This is a genomic window from Amycolatopsis orientalis DSM 40040 = KCTC 9412, from assembly GCF_000478275.1.
Taxonomy (GTDB): domain Bacteria; phylum Actinomycetota; class Actinomycetes; order Mycobacteriales; family Pseudonocardiaceae; genus Amycolatopsis; species Amycolatopsis orientalis.
Genome location: NZ_ASJB01000049.1, coordinates 1 through 21,488 on the forward strand (window position 1 = coordinate 1; position 21,488 = coordinate 21,488).

The following is a 21,488-nucleotide window of genomic DNA, read 5'->3' on the forward strand; positions in this document are numbered from 1 at the left end:
GTGTCTCTCGGAGCCGCGGCCCGGCTTCCGCCAGCCAGTCCGGACGCTCGCCGGGGCACGACATCTTTGCCTTACCCCTCAATAGCCCTCATCGCCACTCACGACCGTTCACCCTCGTTTGAAGCTTTGGGATCGATCCCCGACGTCCAGTCGAGAAAAGTTTCAACCGGCGTATCAACGATACGCTTGAACCTCATGAGTCAAGACCTCCGAGACTTCGTGACCCCCTCCTGCGACCTGCTCGCCCTGGGCGAGCCGACGCACGCGATCCCGCTCTTCGCCGAGATCCGCAATGAGCTGTTCGCCCAGCTCGTCGACCGTGGTTTCCGTTCGATCGCCCTGGAGACCGATCGCGTGGCCGCGCATGTCGCGAACGACTTCGTCCAGCATGGCAAGGGATCCCTCGACCTCGCGATGAGCGAGGGCTTCACGCACGTCTTCGGCACCGTGGAGGCGAATCGGCGGCTGATCGAGTGGATGCGCGAGTACAACGAGAACCGCCCGCCCGAAGAACAACTCACCTTCCACGGCTTCGACACCCAGACCGAGAACACCTCCGCGCCCAGCCCGCGACGCTATCTCGAGTACGCCCGCGACTTCCTCGGACTGGACGTGGACATCGCCGGTCCGGCCGGCGACGACGAACGCTGGAGCCGGACGGAGGCGGTGCTGGACGCGGCCTCGTCGGTCGGTGCCACGGCCGACGCGTACCGGCTGCGCGCGATCGCGGCCGATCTGCTCACCGCGCTCCGCGCCCGCGAACCGCGACCGGTCACGGCCGACTGGGTGCGGGCGGAGAACCACCTCATGGCGGGTATCGATCTGCTGCGCTACCACCGGCAATGCGCCGAACCGCTCGAACCGCGGGATCGGTACCTGCCCCTGGTCGCCATCAGGGACGCGATCATGGCGCGGAATCTGCTCGACATCCGCGCCGCCGAAGCCGGTCGCGGCGCGACACTGGTCTTCGCGCACAACCTCCATCTGCGGCGCCAGGCGAGCACGATGACCGTGGCCGGGACGGAGACCACCTGGTTCCCGGCCGGCGCGCTGGTGGGGCCGCTGCTCGGCGATCGGTACACCTTCGTCGTGACCAGTCTCGGCCGAAGTGGGGCCATCGCGCTGCGGGAGCCCGAAACCGATACCTACGAAGGCTTCCTGCAGAAGCACGTCACCACCGAGTGGGGTCTGCTCCAGCCCGGGGAGGTCCCGGCGGCGCGCGTCCGGACCGACCCCACCCCGCGGCAGGGTTACTTCCCGCTCGACCAAGGGATCCTCGACGACGCGGACGTGCTCCTGCACGTCGGCGGCTGACCGGCGAACCGGGTGACGCCTCCTGCCCTCGGAAGGCGTCACCCGGCCACGAGCACGCGCCGTCACCCCCAGTCCCACGATTCCGGGACGGCGCGAAGTCCCGGGACCGAGTCAACACACCGGCCCCATAACTTCGCCAAACGCGGCGGGCCGTGATCCCGTGCCGGGCTATCCGGGCATCGCTCCGAAGCGGATCTTCGTCAAGGCTTCACGAGCCCGTTCCCGCTGCCGCCCATCCCTGTCGACGGCGGAGAGGCCCTGGAGCGCGCGCAGTTCCCACACCGGGAAACCCAGTTCCCGGAACAGCCCGGCCGCCGTACGGAGTCCTTCGGCGGCTTCGGTGACGACGCCTTCGTCGGCCCGCAAACGACCCAAACTGAGCAGGGCGTATCCGCCGCCCCGGCGGTCACCGAGCGCGCGGAACGTGCTCATCGCGAGGCCCAGGTGCTCCGCCGCTCGATCCGGTTCACCCGCCAGCCGCAGCGACTCGCCGAAACTCCGGTGCGTGTAGGCGGCCGCGTGCCGGTGGCCGACGTGCTCGAACAGCTCCAGCGACCGCGAAAGACATCGTTCGCTCTCCCCCGCTTCGCCCGCCTCAGCGTGAAGATCGCCGAGGCTGCGCAGGACATGCGCCTCCCAGTGGCGTTCGCGCGAGCTGCGGGTGCCGGTCAGCGCGCTCGCCAGCAGGTCACCGGCCTCGTCCAGCCTGCCGTTGCGGCGCAGGACGTCGGCGTACCGTTTGGCGGACCGGTCGTGCTGCCGCCCGTCCTCGCAATGGAGTGAGAGCAGCAGGCTCGCCTCGAAACACTCCTTCGCCCGCCGGAAGTCGCCGAGATCGTCCCAGAGAGAGCCGAACTGGGCCGACGCCATCGCCTGCCCGGCGAGATCACCGGAGTCCCGGAACAGGTCCAGCGCCTCCCGCAACGCGCCGACGGCCGACCGGGGCCTGCCGGAGTCCGCGTCGACGTCGGCGAGCGCGACGAGCGCGGATCCGGTACCGCGCGGATCGCCTGAAGTGCGGAATCTGGCTTCGGCCAACGCGAAACAGGTCCTCGCCCGCGCCAAGTCGCCCGCGTCGGCGTGTGAGTGACCGAGCTTCAGCAGTTTCCCCGCCTCCGCGGGCAGGTCGAGCCGTTCACGGACGACGTCGAACCCGATCAGCGCGAGCGGACCACCGTGCCGGGGGCCGACGAGGTCGCCGTGTGCTTCGGCCAGCCGCGCGGTCAGCTCGGTCCAGCCGTGGCCGCGCGCGGTCCGGACGGCGAGCGCGAGGTTCGCGAGTTCCGTGTCGCGCCAGCCGATCGGGTCGGCCGTGACGCGGTCCGTCGCCGCCGCGGGCGCGTCCGTCCGGCGAGCGGGCGGGTACTCGGCGCCGAGCGCGGCGCTCGCGTGTTCGGCCAACGCCGCCATGACCGTCAGCGCACGTTCGAGGGCGGCGGGATCCGGCGGTTCCCGGAGCGCGAGGCGGGTCAGGCCGGGCAGCCGGTACCTCGGGAAACCGGCCTGATCCCGTGTGACGTGGAGCAGGTGGTCGTCCACCAGTTCGTCGAGCAGCTCGGCCGCCTGACGGGACGAACAGCCCAGCAGGGCGGCCGCGAACCAGTCGGCGACCTCGGTGGCGCCGGGGAAACCGAGCAAGCGCAAGGAGTTCCGCTGCCGCGGCGACACTTCGGCGATGGCTTCGGCGAGCACCGGGCGGACGGCGAGGTCGCCCGCCGCGAGTTCGTCGAGACGCAGACGCTCGTTCTCCAGGCGCGCCGCGAATTCTGCGATGCCCAGTCTCGGCCGTTGCCGCAGCTTCGTTCCCGCCGCGCGCACCGCCAGCGCGAGCCCGTCACAGCAGGCCAGCACCCGGCGGACGGCGTCGGGTTCGGCCGCCGCCCGATCCTCGCCGATGATCGCCCCGAGCAGCACCCGCGATTCCGCGTAGGACAGGTCGCCGACCTCGATCGGCCTGGCCCCGGCGAGTCCCGCCAGCTGCCGTCGTGTGGTGACGATCGTCGCGCAGCCCGGACCGCTCGGCAGCAACGGCCGGACCTCGGCCTCGGTGCGCGCGTTCTCGACGAGGACCAGCACCCGCCGGTCCGCGGTATGGCTCCGCCACAAGGAGATCAGCCCGTCCCGGTCGGACGGGAGTTCCGTTTCCGCGAGGCCCAGCGCGCGGAGGAATCCGGCGAGCACGTCGCCGGTCTCACTCAGATCGGCGACGAACTGACCGTCCGGGAACCGTTTGCGCGCCCGCCACGCGGCCTGGACGGCCAGCGCGCTCTTCCCCGCTCCCGCCGCGCCGTGCAGGACGACCGGCGCGGGACCGCGCAGCGCACGGCCCAGTTCCGCCAGTTCGCCCGCCCGGCCGGTGAAATCCGGGGTCGCGGGCGGAAGGCGGCAGGGCGGGCCGCCCGCCGACCAGCCGGTTCCGGCGATCCGGCGGTGGACCGCGAGCAGGTCCTCACCCGGTGAAACACCCGCGTGCTCCCAGAGCGCGTGACGGCACCGGTCGAGGACGGCGAGCGCGGCGTCCCGGCGGCCGAGGCCGTGCAGCGCCTCGGCGAGCCATCCCGCGAGGCGCTCGTCGCCCGGCCTGGCGGCCAGCTCCGGGCCCAGCCGGTCGGCGACCGCCTTGTGGTCACCGGCCGCCAGGTCCAGCTCCACGAGTTTGCCCAGAACCGAGCACCGCCGGTCTTCCAGCCACAGCTTGTACGCCTCCAGCAGCGGCCCGGCCGGGACGTCGGCGAACGCCCGGCCGCGCCACAACCCGAGTGCCCGTTCGAGCAGCGCCCTGCGCTCGTCGCCGGTCGCCGTCGCCGCGGCCGCGGTCAGGCCGGTGAAACCGGAGACGTCCAGCTCCCCTTCCGACACGATCAGCCGGTAGCCGTCCCGACCGGACCGCAGCCGCTGCCGGGCGTCGTCCACCGGCACCCCGGGCGACAACGCCTTGCGCAGCTTGGAAACCGCCATCTGCACGACGGCGGCGGCACTCGACGGCGGCCCCTGCGGCCAGAGTTCGTCCACGAGGGTGTTCCGGTGGACGAACTCGTTCGGCCTGGCCAGGAGCAGCCCGAGCACCCGACGGGGCTGAGCCGCCGACGGCAGCGGGACCGAGGCCCTGAGCGGGCCGAGCACCTTGAACTCCACGAAGCACCTATCACCTGGACGGGTGGGCAGAATCTAACCCGGCGGAGTCCCCGAATCGTCGCTTCTCACCCGGATGGCCGCCGCCCTACCGTCCAGTGTGCGCGAGCAACCTGTCCCGCAGGGCGGGCTCGTCCGCGAGCGCGTCCTTCAAGGTGTGCTCCAGCAACGGTTTGAGGTCCCCGTACGGCCGCTTCGACCAGTCGAGCGCGCCGAGCGGCGGCTCCGGGTCGTACTCGATGACGAACTGGATCGTCCGCGCGATCTCGGCGCCGACGAGCCGCTCGACCAGGTGCAGCGCGAGATCGATCCCCGCCGACACCCCGGCGGCGGTGATCACGTTCCCGTCCTCGACCCAGCGTTCGGCGACCGGTTCCGCGCCGAACGCGCGCAGCAGCTCCCGGAACATCCAGTGCGTCGCCGCGCGGCGGCCTTCCAGCAGCCCCGCCTGCCCCAGCACCAGCGATCCCGTGCACACCGAGGTCACCAGCTCCGCGCTCGCCGCGGCCGTCCGCACGTAGTCGATCAGCTTCTCGTCGGCGAGCGCCTTCAGCGTCGGCGCGGCGCCGCCCGGGACGAGGAGCGCGTACGGCGAAGGAACCTCGTCGTAGGTGTGGCTCGCCGACAGCTTCAGGGGATTGTCGGTACCGATCGGCTCCTTCGACTCGCCGACCACGACGGTCCGGAACTCCGGGACCGTGCTCGCCATGCCGTCCAGCACGGTCAGCGGCCCGACCATGTCGAGCGGGGTCATCCCCGGGTACACCACGAACGCGATGGTCTTCTTGTCGTCAGTCATGAGGGCAACGGTGGCGCAGGCGGGAGGAGCCGGAGAGCCGGATGTCCGGATTCCTGCGAACCATGTCCAACGGCCGGGCGCTACTGCTAGCGTTCGATCATGCCGGGTTCACCCAGACGAGTGTTGATCGTGGGGTACACCCATGCCGAGCTGCTCGACATCGCCGGCCCGTCGGACGTCTTGGACGCCGCGACGAAACTCGGCGGGCGGCCGGGGTACGAGATCATGCTCGCCAGCGTCGACGGCCGCGGCATCCGCTGCGACTCCGGGCTGACCCTGCAGGCACAGCACCGGCTCGACCAGGTGACCGGCGACCTCGACACGCTGATCGTCGCGGGCGGGAGCGGGCACGAGACCGCGGCGGCCGACCCGCGGATCGTCTCCCACATCCGCAGGCTCGCGCAGAACAGCCGTCGCGTCGCCTCGGTGTGCACCGGCGCCACCGTGCTGGCGGCGTGCGGGCTGCTCAACGGGCGCCGCGCCACCACGCACTGGCGGTTCGCGAACCGGCTCGCGACGAACTACCCGCAGGTGAACGTCGATCCGGTGCCGTTGTACGTACGCGACGGCAATGTCTACACGGCGGCGGGCGTCACCAGCGGGATCGACCTCACCCTCGCCTTCGTCGAGGAGGACCACGGCCCCAGCCTCGCCAGGGAAGCCGCCCGCATGCTGGTCACCTACCTGCAGCGGCCGGGGAACCAGGCGCAGGTGAGCATGTTCCTCTCCGGCCCGCCGCCGGAGAACCGGCTGGTCCGCGACATCACCGCGTACGTCTCCGAGCACCTCGCGGGCGATCTCAGCACCACCGTGCTCGCCGACCGCGCGGGTATCAGCACCCGGCAGCTGACGAGGCTGTTCGACGCGCATCTGAGCACCACGCCCAGCCGGTACGTCCGGGCGGCCAGGACCGAGAACGCGGCGAAGCTGTTGTGCGGCACCGAACTGCCCTTGACGTCGATCGCGAGACGGTGCGGTTTCGGCTCGACCGAGACGCTTCGCCAGGCCTTCCTGGACCACTTCGACACGCCGCCGTCCGCCTACCGCCGGGTTCACCTGCGTCAGGCCTTCGGCTGACCGCACCGGGCCCCGCGAGCGGCGGGCGGCGCGGGCTGTGCAGGATGTGCGGGTGAACCGCCGCGACCTCTCCGACGACGACACCGGCCCGATTCGCCGGGTAACGGACACCCCGTCCGATCGTTCGCCCGGAACGTCCCGTTCGCCGCGCCGGACCCCGCCCGAAGGCGTCCGGCGCCCGCGTCCCCCGGCCGAACGGCCGCGGCAGGCCACCCCGGGCAGACGCCGCGCGGCGGAACCGGCATCAGCACCGGCGCCGGAACGGGCACCGGCACCCAAGCCCCGGCCCGAACCCGCCGGTCACGGTCACGGGCACTCGCACGGCCACGGACCGGCGGCGCCCGCGTCGCGCCGGGTCCGGCAGCTGCTGATGTGGCTGCTGATCCCGCTCGCCGTCGCGACCGTTGCCGGGATGGTCCTGCTCTATCCGTGGGGCAAGGATCCGGCGAAAAGCGCCTTCCCCCAAGGGACTCCGGTCAACGCCACGATCACCGCGACGATCACCGGGCCGTGTCTCGCCGAGGGGCAGGTCCAGGTCGGCGATCCGCCGCCGGACGCGAAACCGTGCCTTACCAGCGAACTGACCATGACCGACGGCCCGGGGACGGGAAAGCCGCTGAAGCTGACCCTCCCGATCGAGCCGAGCACGCCGCGGTTCACCGCGGGCGACAAGGTGGTGCTGTCCTACAACGGCGGCGACGTCGCGAATCCGGCGTCGTTCCAGATCGTCGACTTCCAGCGCGGGACGCCGTTGCTGCTGCTCGCCGGGCTGTTCGCGCTCGCGGTGATCGTGCTGGGGCGCTGGCAGGGAATCGCCGCGCTGATCGCGCTGGGGCTGAGTTTCCTGGTGCTGGCCCTGTTCGTGCTGCCGTCGATCCTCGCCGGGGAAAGTCCGCTGCTGGTGGCGATCGCGGGCGCGGGCGCGATCATGTTCGTCGCGCTGTACCTGACCCACGGGCTGTCCGCGAGAACCTCGGTGGCGGTACTGGGGACCTTGGTGAGCCTGGTCCTGATCGGCGTCCTCTCGGCGATCTTCTCGGCGGCGTCGTCGCTCACCGGGCTGGACGACAGCACCTCGCAGCTGATCGGCTCGCTCGGGCACGGGATCGACGCGCGGGGGCTGCTGCTGGCCGGGGTCGTGATCGGCGCGCTCGGGGTGCTGGACGACGTCACGGTGACGCAGACGAGCGCGGTGTGGGAGCTGCGGCGGGCGAATCCGGCGCTCGGCTGGCGTGAGCTTTACGGCGCGGGCCTGCGGATCGGGCGGGACCACGTCGGTTCGGCGGTCAACACGCTCGTGATGGCGTACGCGGGCGCGGCGTTGCCGGTGCTGCTGTACACGTCGCTTTCGGGCGTCGGCCTCGGCTCGATCCTCGGCGCGGAGAACATCGCGCAGGAGATCGTGCGGACACTGGCCGGGAGCGTCGGCATCGTCGCCGCCGTGCCGGTCACCACCGTGCTGGCCGCGCTGATCGCCTCGCGGGAGCCTCAAGTCTCGTGAGTGGTAATGACGGTTCTAACCGTCATTACCACTCACGAGACGCGCCCCACCATGCCACTGCGGTTGCTCGCCCCTGTAGTACATGAAGGCCCCCTTCTTGTACCTAGGCGCAAGTATGGGGGCCTTCATGTACTGGGCAAGGTGTGAAGGTCGAGTTTCCTCGGCTGAGCCGAGGGAAGGGGGCCTTCACGGAGAACGCGCTCCGCCGCCTTCACTCCAAGGTCGCCACGAACCGGCTGACGGCCTCCATCGTGAACCGCTGGATGTACTTCCCGGCGGGCGCCGCCGAAGCCAGCCGGTAGAGCGGCCGCTCCGCCGCCGCGTCCCCGCGCGCCTCCGATTTCAGCTGAGCCACCAGCAGTTCCGAGAACACCAGGCCGTTCGCCTCGGTGTTGTTCAGCAGCGCGTTCGCCAGCTTGCGCAGTTGCAGGATGCCGAGTTCCCGCCCACCCGCACCGGAGTAGACGGCCAGGTCGACCTTCGCCACCTTGCGCCGTTTGCCCGCGTTGACCAGCAGGCTGACCGTCCGGGTGCCGCGCACGTCGCTGATCACCAGGTCGATGCGTTCGGCCGAGGTCAGGGCGATCCGCCGCACTCCCCACGTCCGCACGATGAGCGTTTCGCCTTCGAGCCAGACACGACGGCGCAGGTTGTAGAACATGATGTAGAGCAGCGGCAGCGCGATCACCCCGGCCACGACGAGCCCGGCGATCTCACCGCCGATCAGCCCGGCGATCCCGCCGAACGCGGCCGCGAAGATCACGACGCCCGCGATACCGGAGCAACCACGCTTACGGCGGAGCTTGGGGTCGTCGTGGAACAGGGGAAGGCGCTCGGGGGTCTCCGCCATCTCGCTCACGATCCCGTCCCGGCCAGGAACGGGTTGCCCGCGCGCTCCTGCCCGATCGTGGTCGCCGGGCCGTGGCCCGGCAGGACGACGGTGTCGTCGGGCAGCGTCATCACCTTGGCGCCGAGGGAGCGCACGAGTTCCCCGCCCGACCCGGAGGACCGGCCGATCGAACCGGCGAACAGGCTGTCCCCGGTGAGCACGATCCGGCCGCCCTCGGCGGAGGTCAGCCCGAAGGTCACCGAACCGGCGGTGTGGCCCGGCGTGCGGGACACCGTGATCTCCAGTCCGGCCAGCCTGAGCGGGCCCTCGACGAGTGGCACGATCCCGTCCTTCCATTCCCCGGCGTCCGCGGCCAGGAGTGGCCGGTCCGCCTCATGCAGGTGAAGAGGTATCCCGTGGCGTGCGCCGACCTCGACCGCCGAAGCGACGTGGTCGGGGTGGCCGTGGGTGGCGAGCATCGCGACCGGCGTCAGGCCGTGCGCGGCCAGCGCGGCATCGAGGGGTTCGCCGATGTCCTCGCCGGGATCGACGAGCACGCAGTCCCCGCCGCGTTCCGGAGCGAGCAGATAGCAGTTGGCTTCGAGGGGGCCTGCCGGAAATCCGACAACCAGCACGAAACGCCTCCTCGTATCTTCCGCCGAACAGGTGACAGGATGGCCCTGATCACGATCAAGTAAGCGTAGCGGCCCCTGTACGGGGGCCTCACAGGCTGTGCCCATAGACTTCCCCCACCTCAGACGTGTGAACATCGAGTGGAAACGGGGAGGGCGGGTGCCGACCAACCAGCAGCGCCGCGAAGCCGCGAAGCGCAAGCTCGAGCGACAGATCGTGCGACGGGCCGAAAAGGCCAAGCGGCGCAAGATCGTCGGCTCGGTGGCGGTCGTCGGTGTCGTCGCCATCGTGGCGGGCGCGGTGTGGTGGATCGTCAGCAGTAACAGTGGTGACGACGCCGCCTCCGACGCTTCCCCGAGCTCGGCTCCCCCGACCCCAGAGGTCACCATCCCCACGGAGCGCACTCCGATGCCGAAGCGGCCGACGCCGCTGGCGAACCCGGTGTCCTGCGACTACAAGGACGACACCACCAAGCCGGCGTCGAAGAAGGTGAACAAGCCGGAAGGCAAGGACGTCTCTTCGAACGGCACGGTGAACGTCGTGCTCAAGAGCACCGCGGGCGACATCCCGCTGACGCTGGACCGGGCGCTCGCGCCGTGCGCCGTCCAGAGCTTCGTCAGCCTCTCCCAGCAGGGCTACTTCAACGACACCAAATGCCACCGGCTCGGCACCACCGGCCTGCAGATGCTGCAGTGCGGTGATCCCGAAGCCAGCGGCATGGGCGGCCCGGGCTACACGATGCCGGACGAGGCCTTCAAGGAGATCAAGTACGGCCGCGGCATCCTCGCGATGGCGAAGACGCAGCAGCCGAACTCCGGTGGCAGCCAGTTCTTCATGGTCTACGGCGAGGCCGAGCTGCCCGCCGAGTACTCGGTCTTCGGCAGCATCTCCGACGACGGCCTGAAGGTGCTCGACAAGGTCGCCAAGGCAGGCGCCAACGCCCAGGCGGGCAACGGCGACGGGACCGGCCCGCCCAACACCGAGGTCAAGTTCACCGGCGTCACGGTCAGCCCCTGACGTGAAGCTGGAGCTCAACGGCGCGCCCGCCCGGTCGGAAGATCTGGCGGGCGCGTTCGGTTACGGTCATTTCACCGCGATGCAGGTCCGCGACGGCAAGGTCCGCGGTCTGGACGTCCATCTGAACCGGCTGGTGACGAGTACGCGGCGGATGTTCGCCGACGAACTCGACACCGAAGCCGTGCGCGGGTACGTCCGGCAGGCCGTCCGGGGCGCGGGCGCGTTGTCCGTGCGGGTGGTGATCTTCTCCCGCGCGATGGACTGGTCCGATCCCGGCGCGCCCGCGGCGCCGGACGTGCTGGTCCGGACCGGGCCGCCGCAGGAGCACGAACTGACGCCGCTGCGCCTGCGGTCCGTGCGCTACGAACGGGTGCTGCCCGAGGTCAAGCACGTCGGCACGTTCGGACTGGTCCATCACCGGCGCGAGGCGAAGATGGCGGGCTACGACGACGCGCTGTTCATCGACTACCAGGGCCGGGTCAGCGAGGCGTCGATCTGGAACGTCGGCTTCCTCGACGGCGGCACGGTGGTCTGGCCTCAGGCGCCGGTGCTGGACGGGATCTCGCAGCAACTCGTGCGGCGCGGCCTGGAGCGCGGCGGGATCCCGCAGGAGACCCGGGAAGTCCGTCCGGCCGAGCTGCCGGGATTCGACGCGATGTTCCTGACCAACTCGGAGTCGATCGGCTGGCCGGTGGCGTCGGTGGACGACGTCGTCCTGCCGTTCGCGCCGGAGACCGGCCGGATCCTGACCGAGGCGTACGAGAGCAACCCCTGGGACGAGATCTGACCGCTCCGGCATCGTCCGGACTCGCCGTCCGCGTCACGCGCGGGCGGCGACCAGCAGGGCGAAGGCGGCGATGATGACGGCGACGCGGCCGTAGTGGAACCGGTCCCAGCGGTTCATCTGCTGCTTCCAGTCGGCGGGCCGGTTCTCCGGCGTCCACGTCTTGCCCCGGTTGTTGATCGGGACGAGCAGCAGGATCGACATGATCACACTGACGATCAGCAGCGCCCCGGCGGTGACGACGAGGCCGCTGCCCTGGTCCTGCCGGCCGGTGATGGCCCACACCGCGACGAGGACGAGCGAGCCGATGTACCAGAACGGCATCACGGCGCCGAGCATCCGGCCGCCGTGGGCGCGACCGCGCAGGGCGCTGTCGTCCGGGAGGCCGTTCAGGATCCGGTTGATGACGAAGGCGACGGAGAACTCCACCCCGACCATCACACCGACGATCACGGTGGTGAGCACCTCTAAAGCGTTGAGCATGGCGACGTCTCCCGGAAACTAGCGCTGATAGCTGACATGGCAACGCTAGTACTTCTACCGCTCGCTTGTCTAGCAATGCTAGGATCTGTTCATGTCGGTACAAGAACGCAAGGAGCGCGAACGGGCGGACCGCGAACGCCTCATCGTGGCGACGGCCCGCGAACTCGCCGAGCAGCAGGGCTGGGACGCGGTCACCACCCGACGGCTGGCCGAGCGCATCGAATACAGCCAGCCCGTCCTCTACAGCCATTTCCGCGGCAAACGCGAGATCATCGGCGCCGTCGCCCTCCAGGGCGCCACCGAGATGGCCGTGGCGATGCGGGCGGCGACCGCCGCCGCGGACGGCCCGCGCGCCCGGGTGTCCGCCCTCGCCCGCGCCTATCTCGACTTCGCCGCCCGCAACCCAGCGGTCTACGACGCCCTTTTCCAGCTCGACGGTGGCCTCGCGTACGCGCAGGAAGAGACCCCGGAACCCCTCAAGGACGCCTTCGCCGCGCTACTGGAGAGCCTCGGCGAGGTCGCGGGCGACGGCGTCGAACCGGGACTGTTCACCGAGGTGTTCTGGGCGTCCCTGCACGGCGTGGCGACCCTGACCCGGTCGGGACGGCTGCCGCCGGAGTACACCGAGCAGCGGGTGGAGCTGCTGGTGGACCGGCTCGCCGTGCTCTGATCGAGCCGGTCAGCGATAGGTGAACTTCGGCGGCCGCCGCGCGAGGAAGGCGGCCACGCCCTCGGCGTAGTCCTCACCGTGCAGGGCGCCGAGCCGGATCTCGTCCACCTCGGCGTCGGATTCCTCTTGTCCCGAGACGATCTTCTCGATGATCCGGTTCATCCCGCGCACCGACGTCTGCGAACGCGAAGCCAGCGTCTCGGCGAACTTCCTCGTCGACGCCTCCAGCTCGTCCACCGGGAACACGTCGTTGAGCAGCCCGATCTCCCGTGCCCGCCGCGCGTCGACGAGTTCGCCCGAGAGCAGGAAGTACTTGGCGTTCGCCGGGCCGACCAGCGAAACCAGCTGCCGAGTCGAGCCGAAGTGGTAGACGATGCCGAGCTTCGCCGGCGTGATGCCGAACCGCGAGCCCTCCGCGGCGAACCGGAAGTCGCACGCGACCGAGAGCTGGCAGCCGCCGCCGATGCAGTTCCCCTGGATCATCGCCACCGTCGGCTTCCGCGAAGCCGTCAGCGCCGCCACGGCCCCGTCGACGGCCTTGTCGTAGGTCTCGGCGGCATCGGCGGTGGACCGCAGCTCGCGGAACTCGCTGATATCCGCACCCGCCGAGAAATGCGCGCCCGCACCGGTCAGCACGAGCACCTTGATCCCCGGATCCGCCTCCACCCGCGCGACCACGTCCGGGATCGCCGACCACATCCCATAGGTGATCGCGTTCATCTTCTCCGGCCTGGTGAACGTCAGCCGCGCGACCTCGCCGTCGCGAGTGAACTCGAACCCTTCAGTCATGTTCCGCACCCTAGTGCGCGTTTCCACCGGAGCCCGCCGAATGTGGGCAAGATGGTCGGATGCGCTCGCGGCCCCCTCGCCGACTCCGGCTCGTCGTCGCCTTCTCCGCGACGGCCGGATTGTTCTGGCTCACGTCGTGGCTGCTCGGCAAGGGCGACGACGGCGCGGGAATCGCCAACGTGCTGGCTCTCCCCGTCGCGATCCTCGGCAGCGTCGCGGCGTTCTACAGCCTGCGTTCCCGGCGTGGGGCCCCTGACCAGGCCGCGCTGCGGACCCACGCTTCGACGCTGCTCGACCAGGTCATCACGGCCGAGGCCAGGGCCCTGCAGCAACTACTCGGTGACACCGGCCGCCCCGAACCGGCCGACATCGGCTTCGCCTCTACCCATCCGGACGCCGCGGGAGTGCGCTGGCGGGTCGACGGCGGCCCGGAAAGCGGATCGCTGAACACGGTCGCGGAGTTCTACGAGAGCCTGGGGCTCGGCAGGCTGCTCGTGCTCGGCGAGCCCGGATCGGGTAAGACCGTCCTCACGATCCGGCTGCTGCTGGATCTCGCGGAGAAGGCCCGTACGGAGACCGGCGAACGGATCCGTGTCCCGGTCCGGCTGAGTCTCCCCTCGTTCTCCGAGACCCACTCGCGGTCGGCCACGGTTCGCGAACGCCTGGACACCTGGATCGCCGAGCAGCTCACGGTCGTCTACGGCGTTCCGCGGTCCGCCGCGAAGGCCCTCCTCGCCGACGGCTGGATCTTGCCGATCCTCGACGGCTTGGACGAGATGGACGGCGACACGGCCGCCCCTCGCCGGGCCAACGAGGTCATCGACGGCTTGAACACCGCCGCCGGACCGCACCGGTGGCCGGTCGTGGTCGCCTGCCGGATGGGGAACTACCGGCTGATGGCCGGCACGGCACCGCTGCAGGACACCACCGCCGTGACCATGGAAGCGCTCGAATCCCGGCAGATCATCGGCTGGCTCGCACACCGCTTCCCCGATCCGTCGCAGCCGGACGGAATCCAGGCCCGCTGGCGGCCGGTGCTGAACCTCGTCAGGACCCATCCCGCGGGCAGGCTCGCCAAATTCCTCTCCTCCCCCTTGAGCCTCTACCTGGCGGTGAACGTCTACCGGGATCCCGTCACCGGTCCGGATCCCCGTGAACTCCGCAAGCTCTCCGAAGCGGAACTCGACGACTTCCTCCAAGACCGGCTCATCCCCGCCGTGGTCGAGCACTATCCGGGCCCGGACGGCACGCGGTACCGGGCCGACGATGTCCGCACCTGGCTCAGCACCCTCGCGAACCACCTCGCGTGGATGGGCGCCTACGGATACTCGAGGACCGACATCCAGCTGCACGAACTCTGGCGGACGAGCGGGGATCCGGCGAGCCGAGGCAGGCGTGTCCGGTTGCTCGCCGCGGCGATCATCTCGGGCTTGACCACGCTTCTCGTCTCCCTGCTGTTTCTGCGCGCGTGGTTCGGCAACGGGAGCAGCGATTTACGGGCTCATCCGGAGCGATGGTTCTACATCATCCCCTCGCTGCTCGGCGTCGGCGTGTTCGTGTTCCGGTTCGCCGCGGAGACCTCGACGCGGACCATGGAACGCATGGAACCCCGGCTGCTTCTCACTGGCATGGGGCTCCGCAAGGTTCTGCGCGCCGCCTCAGCCTGGCTGCTGCTGGGTGTCTCGGCCGGGATTCCGGCGGGAATCGCCATCAGCTTGCTCTCCGGTATCGGTGAGCCGGTCAAAATCGTGCTCGGCACCATGATCGGATTCGGAGCGATCGGGTTCGTGATCGGACTCATCGCCGAGGCGGGCGACACGACGACCCTGCTCAAGACCGCGAACCGGCCGAGCGAACCACAGCGCCAGGTGCGCGGGACGATCGCGGCCCAAAGCCTCATTCTGGCGCTGGTGCTCCTGGTGCTGGGCAGCCTTCCCGCCGGGATCATCGACGGTGTCTTCCTGGGATCCGCGGCGGGCCTGGGGCTCTACCTCGGCGGAGGCCCCACTCCCCGGCTGCGCCAGGAGCTCGCGATACGCGCGATGGTGCGCGAGCACCGGCTTCCGGGCAAACCGGAGGCCTTCCTCGACTGGGCCTACGGTGCGGGCCTGCTGCGCCTGGCCGGTACCGCGACCCAGTTCCGGCACCGCGAAGTCCAGGAACGGCTCACGACGGAAGACCCGTGAGCCTTCGACTGCGGAACCGGCTAGGCCGTGTCCTGTAAGTCTGTTCGATGGGCTTCGTGATCCAGGTGGTTCCTGGCGGTGCNNCGTGCCGTCAGGGACCGCCTGGGCGCGAAGACCGCGAACAAGACTTGCAGGACACGGCCTAGGACGCCGAAGTCACCCGGTAGACGTCGTAGACGCCTTCGACGCCCCGGACCACCTTCAGCACGTGGCCCAGATGCTTCGGGTCGCCCATCTCGAACGAGAACCGGCTGACCGCGACGCGATCGCGCGAGGTCGTCACCGACGCGGACAGGATGTTGACCTTCTCGTCCGCGAGGACCTTGGTGACGTCCGAGAGCAGGCGATGCCGGTCCAGCGCCTCGACCTGGATCGCGACGAGGAACACCGAGGACGCCGACGGCGCCCACTCGACCTCGACCAGCCGCTCGGGCTGCGCGGTCAGGTCGTCGGCGTTGGTGCAGTCCGTGCGGTGCACGCTGACCCCGCCGCCGCGGGTGACGAACCCGAGGATCTCGTCGCCGGGCACCGGCGTGCAGCAGCGCGCGAGCTTGGCCCAGACGTCGCTGGCGCCCTTCACCACGACGCCGACGTCGTTCGAGCCGCGGCGGCGGGTGACCGTGGACGGGGTCGCGCGTTCGGCGAGCTCCTCCTCCGCCTCGTCGACCCCGCCGATGAGCGCGACCAGCCGCTGGACGACGTGCTTCGCACTGGTGTGGCCCTCGCCGACGGCGGCGTACAGCGAGCTGATGTCGGGGTGCCGGAGTTCGGTGGCGACCGCGCCCATCGACTCGGCGGAGACCAGCCGCTGGATCGGGAGACCGACCTTGCGGACCTCCTTGGTGATGGCCTCCTTGCCGCCTTCGATCGCCTCGTCGCGGCGTTCCTTGGCGAACCACTGCCGGATCTTCGCGCGCGCCTTGGGTGAACCGGCGAACTGCAGCCAATCGCGGCTCGGTCCCGCCGTCTCGGCCTTCGAGGTGAAGATCTCGATGACCTCGCCGTTCTCCAGCTTGCGCTCGAGCGCGACGAGCCTGCCGTTGACGCGGGCGCCGATGCAGCGGTGCCCGACCTCCGTGTGCACGGCGTAGGCGAAGTCGACCGGGGTCGAATCGACCGGCAGCGTGATCACGTCGCCCTTGGGCGTGAACACGAAGATCTCGCGCGACGCGAGTTCGTAGCGCAGCGATTCGAGGAAGTCGCCCGGGTCCGCGGCTTCCCGCTGCCAGTCGAGGAGCTGGCGCATCCACGCCATCTCGTCGACGTCGACGGCGTTCCCGTTGTGGGTGCCCTTGGTCTCCTTGTACCGCCAGTGCGCGGCGATGCCGTACTCGGCGGTGCGGTGCATCTCGTAGGTGCGGATCTGGACTTCCAGCGGCTTGCCGTCCGGTCCGATCACCGTGGTGTGCAGCGACTGGTACACGCCGAACCGCGGCTGCGCGATGTAGTCCTTGAACCGGCCGGGGACCGGCTGCCACAGCGCGTGGACGACACCCATCGCCGCGTAGCAGTCGCGGACGTCCTCGACCAGGATCCGCACGCCCACCAGGTCGTGGATGTCGTCGAGGTCGCGCCCGCGGACGATCATCTTCTGGTGGATCGAGTAGTAGTGCTTCGGCCGTCCCTCGACCTTCGCGGTGATCCGCGAGCCCTCCAGGTTGCTGGTCAGCTCGGTGATCACCGACCGCAGGTACGTGTCCCGCGAGGGCGCGCGATCGGCGACCAGGCGGACGATCTCGTCGTACTTCTTCGGCTGCAGGATGGCGAAGGCCAGGTCCTCCAGCTCCCATTTGACCGTCGCCATGCCGAGCCGGTGCGCCAGCGGGGCGAGGACCTCCAGGGTCTCGCGGGCCTTGCGCGCCTGCTTCTCCGGCGGCAGGAAGCGCATCGTGCGCATGTTGTGCAGCCGGTCGGACAGCTTGATGACCAGCACACGCGGGTCGCGCGCCATCGCGATGACCATCTTGCGGATGGTCTCGGCCTCGGCGGCCGTGCCGAGCTTGACCTTGTCCAGTTTGGTGACGCCGTCGACCAGTTCGCCGACCTTCTCGCCGAAGTCGGCCTTCAGGCTCTCCAGCGAGTATCCGGTGTCCTCGACGGTGTCGTGCAGCAGCGCCGCGACCAGCGTCGTGGTGTCCATGCCGAGTTCGGCGAGAATCGTCGCGACGGCGAGCGGATGCGTGATGTAGGGGTCGCCGGACTTCCGCCGCTGATCGCGGTGGAGCTCTTCGGCGACGTCGTAGGCGCGCTGCAGCAGGGCCAGGTCGGCGTTGGGGTGCAGCTCGCGGTGGATGACGGCCAGCGGTTCGAGGACCTGCTTGACCGGAGCGGCACGCTGTGCGGTGATCCGGCGGGCGAGCCGGGCGCGGACCCGGCGCGTCGCGGACGGCGTCGGCGCGGCCCCCTGCCGCGCAACGCCGTTCTGCTCGGTGCCGTCCTTCGAGGACACCGCGGCATCGAGCTCTTGGCTCACCCGCACCTCCTGCGCTTCGTGCGGCCTTCGGACATCAAGAGTAACCGCTCCCCCTCGCGGCCTACTTGGTACGCCCGGTCAACACACCCGGAGGGCCTCCACGCGACGCCCTCCCAGCACGGAACGACCACCGAGCGCGGCGAGTTCCATGACCACCGAAACCCCGGTGACCTGGGCCTTCGCGTCTTCCAGCAGCTTGCAGGTGGCCGCGACGGTGCCGCCGGTGGCGAGTACGTCGTCGAGGATCGCGACACGCTGGCCCGGCTGGACGACGCCGTCGGGCAACTCGACGGTCGCCGTGCCGTATTCCAGCGCGTAGCCGACCCGGCCGGCGACCCGGGGAAGCTTGCCGGGCTTGCGGATCAGCGCGACGCCGAGACCCCGGGCGTAGCCGACGGCGGCGGCCAGCAGGAAGCCGCGTGCCTCGACACCCGCCAGCAGGTCGACCTCGGGGCCGAGGGTGGCCGCCAGCGCGTCGGTGACGGCCTTGAAGCCCGCGGCGTCGGCGAACATCGGGCTCAGGTCCCGGAACAGCACGCCGGGTTCCGGGAAGTCCGGCACCTCGGCGATCAGGTCGAGGGCCTTGTCCAGCTCCATGTACTTCCCTGCTCTCGTGTCGTGCGCCCGGGCTCTGAACGCTAGGAAAGGTCCTTTCATTGCAAATTCTGCAATGAAAGGACCTTTCCTAGCAGCGGAGACCCGGGTCTACCTCTTGCGCTTACCCGACGGACGGCCCTTGGTGGCCTTCTGGTTCCGGGCCGGCACGCTCGCCGCGGCCGCGTACGCCTTCTCCTTGCGGAGTTCGGCTTCCAGCGCGTCTTCGTCGGTCGGGTCGAAGTCGTCGTCCGCGCGCTCGGCGGCCTTGCGGGCCTGATTCGCACGACGCGAAGCGACCCTGTCGGCCTGCTGCCGGTACTTCGGGTCACGCATCTTGAAGTCGACCAGCAGCGGGGTGGCCAGCGCGACCGAGGACAGCACGCCGACCAGGGTGCCGGTGAGCTGCACCAGCGCGAGGTCCTGCAGAGTGCCCGAGCCCAGCAGGACGTACCCGACCACGAGCAGCCCGAGGATCGGCAGCATCGCGATCAGCGCCGTGTTGAACGAGCGCATCAGGGTCTGGTTCAGCGCCAGGTTGGCCGCCTCGCCGTAGGTACGGCGGGTGAGGCCGAGCAGGCCGCGCGTGTTCTCGCGGACCTTGTCGAACACCACCACCGTGTCGTACAGCGAGAAACCGAGGATCGTCAGCAGACCGATCACCGTCGCCGGCGTGACCTCGAAGCCGATCAGCGAGTACACACCCGCGGTGACCACGATGTCGTGCAGCAGCGACACCAGTGCCGCGGCCGCCATCCTGACGTCGAAGTACAACGCCAGGAACAACGTGACCGCGAGGAGGAAGACCCCGAGCGCGATCAGCGCCTGCCGGGAGATCTCCCCGCCCCACGACGCGCTCACCGCGCTGTCACTGATGGCCTGGACGCTCGGCTGCCCGCTGGTCCCGATCGGGCCCAGCTCCTCGAACAGCGCCTGCTTCACCCTGGCGACCTCGGCGGCGTCCAGCGTGTCCGAACGCAGCTGGATGGTCGACGAGACGCCGCTGCCGACCTTCTGCGCCTCGTCGGCCGGCTTGCCCAGCGCGTCGGCGAAGGACTTCTTGGCCTGCTCTTCGGTGATCTGCCCGTTCTTGCCGTTCGCGGGCAGCTGGATCTGGGTGCCGCCCTCGAAGTCGATGCCGAAGTTGAAGCCCTTGATGCCCATCGAGGCGATGCACACCAGGACCAGCGCACCGAAGAAGATGTACCAGCGCTTGCGCGCGCCGACCACGTCGAACGCGCCGGTGCCCACATAGAGGCGGCGGAAGACGCTCTCGCGCTTGCCCGCGGTGGTGTTCTTGTCGTCGACCACGGTCACGCCTCCTTGACGTTCGGGCGCCCGGCGGCGGTACGGGCCGCGGACTTACGTTCCGAACCCAGCTGCTGCACGGCACCGAGGCCGAGGTTCTTGGGGTTGGACAGGAACTTCGACTTGGACCGGGACACCATCGCGACCAGCGGGTGCGTCACGAGATAGACCACGACGAGGTCGAGGACCGTCGACATGCCGAGTGTGAACGCGAAGCCCTTCACGTCACCGACGGCCAGCCAGTAGAGGATCGCCGCGGCGAGGAAGCTCACCGCGTCCGAGGCCAGGATCGTGCGCTGGGCACGGGACCAGCCACGCGGGACCGCGGACCGGAAGGTCCTGCCTTCCCGGATCTCGTCCTTCAAACGTTCGAAGTAGATGACGAAGGAGTCCGCGGTGATACCGATCGAGATGATCAGACCGGCCACGCCGGCGAGGTCGAGGGTGTACCCGATCCACCGCCCCAGCAACACCAACACCGCGTACACGAGCATGAAGGACAAGCCGAGCGAAAGGATCGTCAGCACGCCCAGGAGCCGGTAGTAGAACAAGCAGTAGATGAACACGATCAGCAGGCCGATGCCACCGGCGATGAGGCCTGCCTGCAGCGACGCGAGTCCCAGCGTCGCCGACACCGTGGTCGCGTCCGAGGATTCGAACGACAGCGGCAGCGAACCGTACTTCAGCACGTCCGCCAGATCCTTCGCCTCGGCCTGGCCGAACCGGCCGGTGATCTGCGTCTGGCCGCCGAGGATCGCGGACTGGATGGTCGGCGCGGAGACGACCTGTGTGTCGAGGACGAACGCCGCCTGCTTCTGGATGTTCTTCGAGGTGAAGTCGCCCCAGATCCGGGAACCGTCGCTCTTGAAGTTCAGGTTGACGACCCACTGGGAGTTCTGCGTGTCGTAACCCGAGGAGGCGTCGGAGATCTCCGTTCCGGGAAGGAACTCCGGCTCCAGCAGGTACTTCATCGTGTTCTTGTCACCGCAGGCGACCAGCGGCTTGTCGGTGAGGTCGTTGCCGACCAGCGGGTCCGACACGTTGGGCGCGCAGTTCAGCGACGCGAAGGCCTTCTCGGCGGCCGCGGCCTGCTTCGCCTGGTCCGTCGACGTCAGATCGGGGTTCTGCCGGATGTTCCGGGCTTCCTCGATCTCTTTCTTCGTCTTCTCGTCGGCGTTGTCGTTCGGCTGCTGCTGCGGCGCACCGGCGGCGCCACCGCCACCGTTGGCCGGGCTGCTCGGCGGAGCGCTCGACGCGCCCGGGGCACCCGACGACGGCGGGGCCGACGAGGGCGCACCCGAAGCGGGCGGGGTCGACGGCTGCGGGACCGGGGTCACCGGCTGCGACGTCACGACCTTCCGGAAGCCCAGCTTCGCGGTCTTGCCCAGGGTCTTGGCCTGGTCGCCCTGCTCACCGGGAACGGTGATCACGACGTTGCTGCCGTCGAGGACGACCTCGGTGCCGCCGACGCCGATACCGTTGACCCGGCGCTCGATGATCGAGCGGGCCTGTTCGAGGGACTCTCGCGGAGGGTCGCCGCCGTCGGGATTACGGGCGGTCAGGGTGACCCTCGTGCCGCCTTGCAGATCGATGCCGAGCTTCGGCGTCGGCTTGCCGCTACCGGTGAAGAACACCAGGGCGTACAGCGCCACCACGATCAGGGCGAAGAAGGCGAGATAGCGTCCCGGGCGGAGATGCCCGGCCGGTGCGGCCACTGTGCTTCGGTCTCCTCGGACGGACTGGGTGTTCCCCAATGGACTTGGCTGTTCACTCACCGGGCGGGAGCCCGGCGGTACCGCGAACCTGCCTCGATGACGATGCCCGGTGAACGGGCACGACTATGACGACGGACACGCACGCAGCACCGAGACACTACTCGGTGCTGCGTGAGCCCGGCGT

The 21,488-nt window shown here is 69.8% G+C and carries 17 protein-coding genes; 7 read left to right on the top strand and 10 right to left on the bottom strand.

Annotated features, from left to right (window positions below; translation table 11 throughout):
* Positions 1 to 195: 195 nt before the first annotated feature.
* Positions 196 to 1,314, top strand: a complete 1,119-nt coding sequence (locus tag L324_RS15975; protein ID WP_037308217.1) for an erythromycin esterase family protein — start codon at positions 196 to 198, stop codon at positions 1,312 to 1,314.
* Positions 1,315 to 1,482: 168 nt separating this feature from the next.
* Here the strand turns inward: L324_RS15975 and L324_RS15980 are convergent, their stop codons facing one another.
* Positions 1,483 to 4,449 carry an AfsR/SARP family transcriptional regulator gene (locus L324_RS15980; protein WP_037308220.1) on the bottom strand — a complete coding sequence of 989 codons (2,967 nt, stop codon included), beginning with the start codon at positions 4,447 to 4,449 and terminating at the stop codon, positions 1,483 to 1,485.
* 85 nt (positions 4,450 to 4,534) lie between these two features.
* A complete protein-coding gene (locus L324_RS15985; RefSeq protein WP_037308223.1) occupies positions 4,535 to 5,245 on the bottom strand; it encodes a DJ-1/PfpI family protein in 711 nt (236 codons plus the stop codon).
* Between the two features lie 99 nt (positions 5,246 to 5,344).
* Here L324_RS15985 and L324_RS15990 point away from each other — a divergent pair, with 99 nt between their 5' ends.
* Together L324_RS15990 and L324_RS15995 are read left to right on the top strand one after the other, a co-directional pair.
* Positions 5,345 to 6,322, top strand: coding sequence for a GlxA family transcriptional regulator (locus tag L324_RS15990; RefSeq protein WP_037308225.1), 978 nt, complete (start codon positions 5,345 to 5,347; stop codon positions 6,320 to 6,322).
* Between the two features lie 52 nt (positions 6,323 to 6,374).
* Entirely contained in the window at positions 6,375 to 7,823 is a 1,449-nt protein-coding gene (locus L324_RS15995; protein ID WP_037308228.1) for a YibE/F family protein, read from the top strand.
* Positions 7,824 to 8,034: 211 nt separating this feature from the next.
* Here L324_RS15995 and L324_RS16000 read toward each other — a convergent pair whose 3' ends face one another.
* Together L324_RS16000 and L324_RS16005 are read right to left on the bottom strand one after the other, a co-directional pair.
* Positions 8,035 to 8,673, bottom strand: coding sequence for a hypothetical protein (locus L324_RS16000; RefSeq protein WP_037308230.1), 639 nt, complete (start codon positions 8,671 to 8,673; stop codon positions 8,035 to 8,037).
* A gap of 5 nt (positions 8,674 to 8,678) precedes the next feature.
* Entirely contained in the window at positions 8,679 to 9,287 is a 609-nt protein-coding gene (locus tag L324_RS16005) for an MBL fold metallo-hydrolase (RefSeq protein WP_037308234.1), read from the bottom strand.
* 157 nt (positions 9,288 to 9,444) lie between these two features.
* Here L324_RS16005 and L324_RS16010 point away from each other — a divergent pair, with 157 nt between their 5' ends.
* A complete protein-coding gene (locus tag L324_RS16010; protein WP_037308237.1) occupies positions 9,445 to 10,302 on the top strand; it encodes a peptidylprolyl isomerase in 858 nt (285 codons plus the stop codon).
* Between the two features lies 1 nt (position 10,303).
* Positions 10,304 to 11,089, top strand: a complete 786-nt coding sequence (locus L324_RS16015) for an aminotransferase class IV family protein (protein ID WP_037308240.1) — start codon at positions 10,304 to 10,306, stop codon at positions 11,087 to 11,089.
* A 33-nt stretch (positions 11,090 to 11,122) separates the two neighbouring features.
* Here the strand turns inward: L324_RS16015 and L324_RS16020 are convergent, their stop codons facing one another.
* Entirely contained in the window at positions 11,123 to 11,569 is a 447-nt protein-coding gene (locus L324_RS16020) for an anthrone oxygenase family protein (protein WP_037308243.1), read from the bottom strand.
* Positions 11,570 to 11,660: 91 nt separating this feature from the next.
* Here L324_RS16020 and L324_RS16025 point away from each other — a divergent pair, with 91 nt between their 5' ends.
* Positions 11,661 to 12,239, top strand: a complete 579-nt coding sequence (locus L324_RS16025; RefSeq protein WP_037308246.1) for a TetR/AcrR family transcriptional regulator — start codon at positions 11,661 to 11,663, stop codon at positions 12,237 to 12,239.
* 9 nt (positions 12,240 to 12,248) lie between these two features.
* Here L324_RS16025 and L324_RS16030 read toward each other — a convergent pair whose 3' ends face one another.
* Positions 12,249 to 13,028 carry an enoyl-CoA hydratase/isomerase family protein gene (locus tag L324_RS16030; protein WP_037308249.1) on the bottom strand — a complete coding sequence of 260 codons (780 nt, stop codon included), beginning with the start codon at positions 13,026 to 13,028 and terminating at the stop codon, positions 12,249 to 12,251.
* Positions 13,029 to 13,087: 59 nt separating this feature from the next.
* Here L324_RS16030 and L324_RS16035 point away from each other — a divergent pair, with 59 nt between their 5' ends.
* Positions 13,088 to 15,214 carry an NACHT domain-containing protein gene (locus L324_RS16035; protein ID WP_051173927.1) on the top strand — a complete coding sequence of 709 codons (2,127 nt, stop codon included), beginning with the start codon at positions 13,088 to 13,090 and terminating at the stop codon, positions 15,212 to 15,214.
* Between the two features lie 142 nt (positions 15,215 to 15,356).
* On the opposite strand, the gene L324_RS16040 is transcribed toward L324_RS16035, so the two are convergent.
* The 4 genes from L324_RS16040 to secD form a co-directional block, all read right to left on the bottom strand.
* Positions 15,357 to 17,687, bottom strand: a complete 2,331-nt coding sequence (locus tag L324_RS16040) for a RelA/SpoT family protein (RefSeq protein ID WP_037308292.1) — start codon at positions 17,685 to 17,687, stop codon at positions 15,357 to 15,359.
* A 78-nt stretch (positions 17,688 to 17,765) separates the two neighbouring features.
* Positions 17,766 to 18,284, bottom strand: a complete 519-nt coding sequence (locus tag L324_RS16045; RefSeq protein ID WP_037308251.1) for an adenine phosphoribosyltransferase — start codon at positions 18,282 to 18,284, stop codon at positions 17,766 to 17,768.
* Between the two features lie 108 nt (positions 18,285 to 18,392).
* A complete protein-coding gene (gene secF / locus L324_RS16050) occupies positions 18,393 to 19,598 on the bottom strand; it encodes a protein translocase subunit SecF (RefSeq protein ID WP_051173928.1) in 1,206 nt (401 codons plus the stop codon).
* Positions 19,595 to 21,304 (bottom strand): protein translocase subunit SecD, encoded by a 1,710-nt coding sequence (gene secD, locus L324_RS16055; protein ID WP_037308254.1) that lies wholly within the window; start codon positions 21,302 to 21,304, stop codon positions 19,595 to 19,597. The genes secF and secD overlap by 4 nt, the downstream gene beginning before the upstream one ends.
* Positions 21,305 to 21,488 lie beyond the last annotated feature (184 nt).

What these genes read in the sequence shown, in the direction of transcription:
- L324_RS15975 (WP_037308217.1), top strand. Translation starts at nt 196, where the DNA reads ATGAGTCAAGACCTCCGAGACTTCGTGACCCCCTCCTGCGACCTGCTC.
- L324_RS15985 (WP_037308223.1), bottom strand. Translation starts at nt 5,245, where the DNA reads ATGACTGACGACAAGAAGACCATCGCGTTCGTGGTGTACCCGGGGATG.
- L324_RS15990 (WP_037308225.1), top strand. Translation starts at nt 5,345, where the DNA reads ATGCCGGGTTCACCCAGACGAGTGTTGATCGTGGGGTACACCCATGCC.
- L324_RS16000 (WP_037308230.1), bottom strand. Translation starts at nt 8,673, where the DNA reads ATGGCGGAGACCCCCGAGCGCCTTCCCCTGTTCCACGACGACCCCAAG.
- L324_RS16020 (WP_037308243.1), bottom strand. Translation starts at nt 11,569, where the DNA reads ATGCTCAACGCTTTAGAGGTGCTCACCACCGTGATCGTCGGTGTGATG.
- L324_RS16025 (WP_037308246.1), top strand. Translation starts at nt 11,661, where the DNA reads ATGTCGGTACAAGAACGCAAGGAGCGCGAACGGGCGGACCGCGAACGC.
- L324_RS16030 (WP_037308249.1), bottom strand. Translation starts at nt 13,028, where the DNA reads ATGACTGAAGGGTTCGAGTTCACTCGCGACGGCGAGGTCGCGCGGCTG.
- L324_RS16035 (WP_051173927.1), top strand. Translation starts at nt 13,088, where the DNA reads ATGCGCTCGCGGCCCCCTCGCCGACTCCGGCTCGTCGTCGCCTTCTCC.
- L324_RS16045 (WP_037308251.1), bottom strand. Translation starts at nt 18,284, where the DNA reads ATGGAGCTGGACAAGGCCCTCGACCTGATCGCCGAGGTGCCGGACTTC.